The organism is Clostridium sp. ATCC BAA-442, assembly GCF_964239415.1.
Taxonomy (GTDB): Bacteria; Bacillota; Clostridia; order Oscillospirales; family Oscillospiraceae; genus Flavonifractor; species Flavonifractor plautii.
Genome location: NZ_CAXSQB010000022.1, coordinates 54,435 through 61,497, shown reverse-complemented (window position 1 = coordinate 61,497; position 7,063 = coordinate 54,435). Strand labels below are relative to the sequence as shown.

8 protein-coding genes are annotated in these 7,063 nt (G+C 65.7%); 3 read left to right on the top strand and 5 right to left on the bottom strand.

Annotation, left to right across the window (positions count from 1 at the left end):
* Positions 1–30 precede the first annotated feature (30 nt).
* The 3 genes from ACESY8_RS11015 to alr form a co-directional block, all read right to left on the bottom strand.
* Complete coding sequence (locus ACESY8_RS11015) at positions 31–588, bottom strand: hypothetical protein (RefSeq protein ID WP_044940413.1); 558 nt, start codon at positions 586–588, stop codon at positions 31–33.
* Positions 589–648: 60 nt separating this feature from the next.
* Positions 649–1,014: a type II toxin-antitoxin system PemK/MazF family toxin gene (locus tag ACESY8_RS11010; protein ID WP_007489832.1), complete on the bottom strand. Its 366-nt coding sequence runs from the start codon at positions 1,012–1,014 to the stop codon at positions 649–651.
* A gap of 206 nt (positions 1,015–1,220) precedes the next feature.
* The gene (gene alr, locus ACESY8_RS11005) at positions 1,221–2,348 is read right to left on the bottom strand and encodes an alanine racemase (protein WP_009256987.1); all 1,128 of its coding nucleotides are present in this window, start codon (positions 2,346–2,348) and stop codon (positions 1,221–1,223) included.
* A 210-nt stretch (positions 2,349–2,558) separates the two neighbouring features.
* Between alr and ACESY8_RS11000 the strand changes: the two genes are divergently transcribed.
* Positions 2,559–2,954, top strand: a complete 396-nt coding sequence (locus ACESY8_RS11000) for a hypothetical protein (protein ID WP_007489826.1) — start codon at positions 2,559–2,561, stop codon at positions 2,952–2,954.
* A gap of 41 nt (positions 2,955–2,995) precedes the next feature.
* On the opposite strand, the gene ACESY8_RS10995 is transcribed toward ACESY8_RS11000, so the two are convergent.
* Entirely contained in the window at positions 2,996–3,613 is a 618-nt protein-coding gene (locus ACESY8_RS10995; protein ID WP_236940246.1) for a hypothetical protein, read from the bottom strand.
* Between the two features lie 11 nt (positions 3,614–3,624).
* On the bottom strand, positions 3,625–5,154 hold the full coding sequence (locus tag ACESY8_RS10990) for an NAD(P)H-hydrate dehydratase (protein WP_196058979.1): 1,530 nt from the start codon (positions 5,152–5,154) through the stop codon (positions 3,625–3,627).
* A gap of 374 nt (positions 5,155–5,528) precedes the next feature.
* Between ACESY8_RS10990 and ACESY8_RS10985 the strand changes: the two genes are divergently transcribed.
* A complete protein-coding gene (locus ACESY8_RS10985) occupies positions 5,529–5,927 on the top strand; it encodes a cytidine deaminase family protein (protein WP_039996669.1) in 399 nt (132 codons plus the stop codon).
* Positions 5,928–5,965: 38 nt separating this feature from the next.
* Positions 5,966–6,991, top strand: a complete 1,026-nt coding sequence (gene pheS, locus ACESY8_RS10980; RefSeq protein WP_009256991.1) for a phenylalanine--tRNA ligase subunit alpha — start codon at positions 5,966–5,968, stop codon at positions 6,989–6,991.
* Positions 6,992–7,063 lie beyond the last annotated feature (72 nt).

Sequence of the window (7,063 nt, the reverse complement as noted above, 5' to 3'; positions counted from 1 at the left end):
CGGCACAATCTGTGCCGCCCACTCTTCTGTTTATTGAATGCTGTAGGTCCCCCGGACCAGGAGGGTCACGGCGGTGGAAGCCTTGACGCCCCGGCCCTCAATGGTGGCCAGATACAGATGGTTGGCCGTCAGGGCCCCGCCGCCGGCCAGCGTCGTTCCGGCGGTCATGTCCACCAGGCCGGGGGAGGTGTCCGAAACGCAGGTAGCCGTGCCGCTGCGCAGGAGGAATTCACACGCCGCGCCGCCGGTGATGGTTTGCCCGGCGGAGAGGTTGACTACCTGATAGGATGCGCCGCCGGATGGCTGGACGGAGCTTCCCCCGCCTGAGGCTGCCAGCTTGTCCTCCACCTCCTTGACATAGCCTTCGACCACGGCGGAGAGCTGCTTCTTCAGCTCCGCCTCCCGGGCCGTGAGCTTGCTGTCCACCTGGGACAGAATGGATGGGGTGGCTTTCTGAGTCAGATAGCTCAGCGTCACCAGCGGGTCGCTCTGGCTCCCCTGCTGGCCTGCGGCAAAGGCAACGCCCACCAGGGTCAGGGTCACCAGGCACCCGGCTGCCAGACGGGCGGGCCAATGTGTTTTCTTCATATGTACGTCCTCCGTTTGGGAAGCGGGGCCGCCCGCCGGGGCGGTCCCGTGCTTCCATTTTTAAACCATGGTGTCCGTATGCAGGCCGAAGCTGACCGCGATGGCGTTGTCCACCCGCTGCATCTGCGCTTCGTCCAGCCGGCCCATATGCTCTCTCAGCCGCCTTTTGTCCAGCGTCCGGATCTGTTCCAGCAGCACCACCGACTCCTTGGGCAGTCCGTAGGTGTTGGCTGAGAGCTCAATGTGGGTGGGCAGACGGGCCTTTCCGGTCTGAGAGGTGATGGCGGCGGCGATCACGGTGGGGCTGTGGCGGTTGCCGGTGTCGTTCTGTACGATCAGCACCGGACGCACGCCCCCCTGCTCACTGCCCACCACCGGGCTCAGATCGGCATAAAAGATGTCTCCTCGTTTTACGCTGTTGTCCACAAAAGCTCACACTCCGCCGGAATATAGTCACCAGCGTCACCAAGCACAGGGCTTATGTAACGCGGTCACTATGATTCTCCCACGGGGCGGCGGAATTTATACACAGGGTTTCAAAAAACAGGAAGTCCCCGTCTCTCTCCGCCGCTGCGCCGGCATCCCTCCCCGAACCATTGTATGCCCGGCAGGGCCGCCGTGTGAGCGGACGCTCAATTCAAGTACTCCCGGGGCACCCGGGGGGACACGGCGCAGAGCAATTCGTATTGGATGGTGCCCGCCAGAGCAGCGGCGTCCTCCACCGGCAGGTGTTCGCCGAAGAGCTCCACCTCGTCGCCGGGGGCAGCCCCCAGCCCGGTGGCATCCGCCATGCACATGTCCATGCAGACACGGCCCACAATAGGCGCCCGCTGTCCGCGGATGAGTACCTCCAGCCGGTCGGAGCACAGCCGGGGCAGGCCGTCGGCATAGCCGACGGTCAGGGCGGCCAGCTCGGCGTCCCGCTCCAGCACATGGGTACAGCCATAGCTTACCGGCGTCCCGGCGGGGACGGCCTTGACCGAGGCCACCCGGGTCTTAAGCGCCATTACCGGCCGCAGGCCAACGCCGTCCAACCCCTCGCAGGAGGGGTCGGGATAGTGGCCGTACAGGGCCACCCCGGGGCGCACCATATCCAGATGAGTACAGGGATACTTTAACACAGCAGCGCTGGCGGCGCAATGGCGGATTGGGAACGTGATTCCCCGCCCCTCCAGCTCGGACAGCAGCTCCAGAAAGCGGGTGAACTGGCCCATGGTGTACGCCTCGTCCCCGTCGGCATTGGCGAAGTGGGTATAGATGCCCTCCGCCTCCAGGCCGGGCAGGGCGCACACCGCGGCAATGGCGTCGGCCGCCTCCGTCCGGTGTCCCTCATCACACAGCCAGCCCAGACGGGACATACCGGTGTCCGCCTTCACGTGGATGCGCAGCCGCCTCCCTGCCGCCTGGGCGGCGGCGGAAAAGGCCCTGGCACTCTCCAGATCGTAGACCGTCTGGGTCAACCCATAGCGCAGCAGCTCCTCCGCGCAGTCGGTTGGCGTGTAGCCCAAGAGCAGGATCGGGGTGAGCACCCCGGCCTCCCGCAGCTCCCTGGCCTCCGCCAGGCAGGCCACCGCCAGGTACTCCGCCCCCAGCTCCTCCAGCTTCCGGGCCACGGGGACCGCCCCGTGGCCGTAGGCGTCGGCCTTCACCACGCCCAGAAATCGGCACCCCTCGGGCAGCAGCGCCCGGAGTGCGCGGTAGTTGTGCTCCAAATTGGGCAGGGAGATCTCCGCCCAGGTTCGTCTCTCCTGTTGCTTCATGCTTTCGCCTCTCTGATATGGGATCATCCGCTCCATTATACTACGGGCCGGGCCGCGGCACAAGCCCCGTCCGCCCGGCGTTTTCATCCATTTTTAATGTACTGTTCATAGAAATCAAAAGACAAACAGGGAATTTTGGTCTATACTAAGGGCAGAAACCAGGGCCGGGACCGGCCCGCCTTCCAATTCAAATAAGGAGGATTCCGAATTATGTGGGAAGACTTTGGCAAAGCATTGACAAATGTGGCCTTCGCTGGTGTGGGACTGGCCGCGCTGGCCGCCGAACAGGTGGTCAAGGCCGGAAAGGTACTGGCGGAAAAGGGCGAAATCTACGTGGAGCAGGGCAAACGGTATGGCGAGGAGCTCCAGCAGAAGCTCCAGGAGGACGCCCAGCGCCGCCGGGAGGAGCAGTTGGAGCAGCGCATCTCCGCCATGGACGCTCAGGAGCGCGAGGCCCTGCGCCGCCGGCTGGCGGAGCTGGACGAGCTGGAGCGGCAGGCCCGTGAGGCCGCTGCCCAGGCGGAGGAGGCCGCGCCCGGCGAGGGCGGTGCCGAGATCACCGAGATCCACGGCGGCCCCCAGGAGCACGACAGCGAGGAATCATGAGGCAAACGGCCAGGCGGGGCAGCGCCCCGCCGGGCCGTTTGCTATGTGTTCTCTCCAACCGTGAACTGAAACTCCGTAAAGACACACTGGATCACGGTAAAGCCGTCCTGAGACAGCTCCCCCCGCAGAAGGGCGTGGGTGGACGGGTCAAACCAGAGGGAGCACTCCCGCCCCTCGCCCGCGGCGGACTCCGGCTCCCGGCAGACCACGCGCAGCACCTCGCTCTCCCCCTGGGCCTCCATACCACATTCGGCGATGAAGCCCTCCTGCACATAGTCCATCAGCACCGGAACCGCGTCCACCGGACTCATGCCGCTGTCATCCAGCGGCCCAGTCTCCACCCGCATGCCGTCGTACTCCAGAGCGGTCTCCCCCTCCAGAATACGGGCGGTGACCCCGGCGATATTCTCCGGCGCAGTGATGGTCAGGGTGGTCTCCCCCTCCCTGGCATAGTTCAGGCCGATTCCATAGGTATACACCCGCTGGCCGTAGTCGGCCGTCAGCTCCAGGGAGGCGGTACAGCCCCCCATCTCCAGATACTCTCCCCGTATGTCCAGGGCCAGTTGCTCAGCGCGGTTTCCGCCCTCTGCTCCGCCGCAGGCGGACAGGGACAGGCCGAGTATCATCATTAGTACGCACATCCCGGTCCGATGGCGCACAGCGCTCCCTCCTAGCTCACGTGTTCCTCAATGACGGCCGGCAGGGCGGCAATCACGTCGGTTGGGGTCATTCCATACTCTCCAATGGCGCGGGCACAGACCTCCCCCGCCTCTCCGTGGAGCCACACCGCCATGGGCACCGCCTGCCGGGCAGGCAGGCCCTGGCCCAGCAGAGAGAGGATCAGCCCTGCCAGCACGTCGCCGCTCCCCCCCTTGGCCATGCCCGGATTGCCGTTGGTGTTGATGTAGGCCGAGCCGTCGGGGAAGGCGGTGATGGTGCGGTGTCCCTTGAGCACCAGGCAGCAGGCGTGCTCCACGGCAAAGGCGCGCGCCGCCCCAAGGCGGTCGCCCGACGACAGCTCGCCCCCCAGCCGGACAAACTCCCCGTCGTGGGGAGTGAGCACCGTGTGCAGTCCCCGGCGGCTGTCCAAGACATCTATATGTCCCTCCAGCGCATTTATGCCGTCGGCGTCCAGCACCACGGGCAGGTGGATTTCCCCGAGCAGGTGGCGCACCACTGCGGCCACGCCGTTTCCGCGGCCCAGGCCGGGGCCGATCAGGCAGACGCCGCAGCCGGCCAGCCGGGTCATTGCGGCTTCCCCCGCCTCCAGGGAGAGCTGCCCCTCCTTGCCCGCAGGCAGGGGGTGGGGCATGGCCTCATCCAGCTTGGCCGCCGCGATGGGCCACACCGGGGCCGGCACTCCCACCGTCACCAGGCCCGCGCCGGAGCGCACCGCTGCCTGAGCCGCGAACACCGGCGCGCCGGTATAGCCCACGCTGCCGCCCAGGAGATAGACCTTTCCAAAGTCCCCCTTGTGGGCGTCCCGGGGCCGGACGGGCAGACGGACATCCGCCCCCTCCACCGTCTGTACCGGATAGTCCTCCCCGTCCACCAAGTCCCGGGGTATGCCGATGTCCGCCACGGTCAGCACGCCGGTGCACAGGCCGCCTTTGCCCACATAATGGCCCGCCTTGGGAAGCGTGAATGTGACCGTCCGCGCCGCGTGCACCGCCTCCCCCAGCACCCGGCCGGTGTCGGCCTCTACCCCACTGGGGATGTCGGCGGACACCACCGGGATGTCACAGGTGTTCATCATGTGAACGGCGGTGAGGGTGTCCCCCCGCACCTCGGTGTTCAGGCCGATACCGAAGATGGCGTCCACCATCACGTCCGCCTTCAGGCACCAGGCCGCGAAGTCCGGGTCGTCCGGGGTAAAGGGCTCCAGTACCCCGCCGGCCGCCGCCAGCCGGGCCTCCATGGCCCTGGTGTCGCAGGTCAGCTTCTCCCGCTGCCCCACCAGGATGCAGCGCACCTCGAAGCCCGCCTCCAGCAGCAGGCGGGCGCAGGCCACGCCGTCGCCGCCATTGTTGCCCGGCCCGCAGAAACAAACCGCCCGCCCCGGCGCGTTGGCCGCCGTGTCGATGGCGGCCTCCGCCAGCGCATTTGCCGCCCGCTCCATCAGCTCCAGCGAGGGGACGCCCCGCTCCTCTATGGCCCTCCGGTCCAATGTTCGCATCTGCTCCGCCGTTGCGATTCTCATGTGTTCCACGCTCCCATTTCTCTCTAAGTCGGTCTCATTATATGCCGTGCGGCAGGACTCGTCAATTTCCTTCTTGCGCTTTTCTCGATTTTGTGATATAAATAAGGGCACATGCGATGAAGGGAAAAAGAGCAGCCCCCGGCCCGGCAGAGAGCGTCCGTCACCGGCTGAAAGCGGATGTGGGGCTGGCCTGTTCGGTTCGTCCTGGAGCGGCCCTGGAGACAGGGACGGTTTTGCCCCACGTTACCGGGGCCAAAGTGCCTGCGCCGCCGGCGCGGGAATTGCGGGTGGTACCGCGGAAGGTTTGCCTTTCGTCCCAATTAGTTGGGAGGAAGGGCTTTTTTATTGCCCAAACCGGAAAGAGGAGCTGGACAATGAAGTCGTTGGAAGAGCGAGACCGCGCCTTGATTGAGGCCGCCGGTGCGGCGATTCGCCGGAACTATGACGGCGAAAACTTCCATCACACCGTAGGCGCGGCCGTGCGGTGCGGCAGCGGCGCAGTTTATACCGGCGTGAATGTGTACTCCATTCACGGCGCATGCGCAGAACAGGTGGCCATCGGCTCCGCCATCACCAATGGCGAGCGGGTTTTGGAAGCAATCGCCGCCGTCCGCGGCAAAGACGGCTCGGAACTGCTGCCCCCGTGCGGCAACTGTCGGCAGCTCCTGGCGGACTACGCGCCGGAGTGTGAAGTAATCCTCCCCGTGAACGGGGTTGCACAAAAGGTTCCGGCAAAGGATCTGCTGCCCTTCGCCTACCATGCGGAAGCCTAATCGTATCCACTACCATTCATCAAGAAGGAGTTTTCCATATGAAAGAACAGTTAGCAACCATCCGCTCGGAGGCTCTGGCCGCGTTTGCGCAGGCCGGATCTTCCGCAGAACTGGACGCCCTGCGGGTCAAGTACCTGGGCAAGAAGGGCGAGCTCACTGCCGTACTCAAGCAGATGGGCAAGCTCTCCGCCGAGGAGCGGCCCGCCATGGGCCAGCTGGCCAACGAAGTGCGCGCCGCTCTGGAGGCCGAGCTGGAGGCCAAGGGCAGGGAGCTGGAGGCCAAGGCGCTGGAGGCCCGGCTGGAGGCCGAGGCGCTGGATGTCACTGTCCCCGGCAAGCCCGTGACGATGGGCCACCAGCACCCCATGTATATCGCCCTGGATGAGCTCAAGGACATCTTCATCGGCATGGGCTTCACCGTGCTGGACGGCCCCGAGGTGGAGCTGGCCGAGCTGAACTTCGACCGGCTCAACGCCGGCGAGGGGCACCCCAGCCGCGACTGGTCGGACACCTTCTATTTTGACGAGGACAGCCGGGTGATGCTCCGCAGCCAGACCTCCCCCATGCAGGTGCGGGCCATGGACTCCATGCCCCTGCCCATCCGCATCATCGCCCCCGGCCGGGTCTACCGCAAGGACGAGGTGGACGCCACCCACTCCCCCATGTTCCACCAGGTGGAGGGCATGGTCATCGACAAGGGCGTCACCATGGCCGATCTGAAGGGCACCCTCAACACTGTGGTGGAACAGCTCTACGGCAAGGGCACCAAGACCCGCTTCCGCCCCCACCACTTCCCCTTTACCGAGCCGTCCTGCGAGATGGACGTGCAGTGCCACAAGTGCGGCGGTGTGGGCTGCCCCACCTGCAAGGGTGAGGGCTGGATCGAGCTGCTGGGCGCGGGCATGATCCACCCCCGGGTGCTGGAGATGGCGGGCATCGATCCCAGCGTCTACTCCGGCTGGGCCTTCGGCATCGGCCTGGAGCGCACCGCCATGCGTCGCTTCAAAATCGCCGATCTGCGGCTGATTTTTGAAAACGACGTCCGGTTCCTGGAGCAGTTCTGAGGCGCAGTCTCAGAACCGTAGGGGCGGCTATCAGCCGCCCGCCCGTTTCCAAATTTGAGCCTGGCGGGCGGA

Coding starts and splice junctions, on each gene's coding strand:
- ACESY8_RS11015 (WP_044940413.1), bottom strand. CDS start 588: ATGAAGAAAACACATTGGCCCGCCCGTCTGGCAGCCGGGTGCCTGGTG.
- ACESY8_RS11000 (WP_007489826.1), top strand. CDS start 2,559: ATGTGGGAAGACTTTGGCAAAGCATTGACAAATGTGGCCTTCGCTGGT.
- pheS (WP_009256991.1), top strand. CDS start 5,966: ATGAAAGAACAGTTAGCAACCATCCGCTCGGAGGCTCTGGCCGCGTTT.
- ACESY8_RS10985 (WP_039996669.1), top strand. CDS start 5,529: ATGAAGTCGTTGGAAGAGCGAGACCGCGCCTTGATTGAGGCCGCCGGT.
- ACESY8_RS10990 (WP_196058979.1), bottom strand. CDS start 5,154: ATGAGAATCGCAACGGCGGAGCAGATGCGAACATTGGACCGGAGGGCC.
- alr (WP_009256987.1), bottom strand. CDS start 2,348: ATGAAGCAACAGGAGAGACGAACCTGGGCGGAGATCTCCCTGCCCAAT.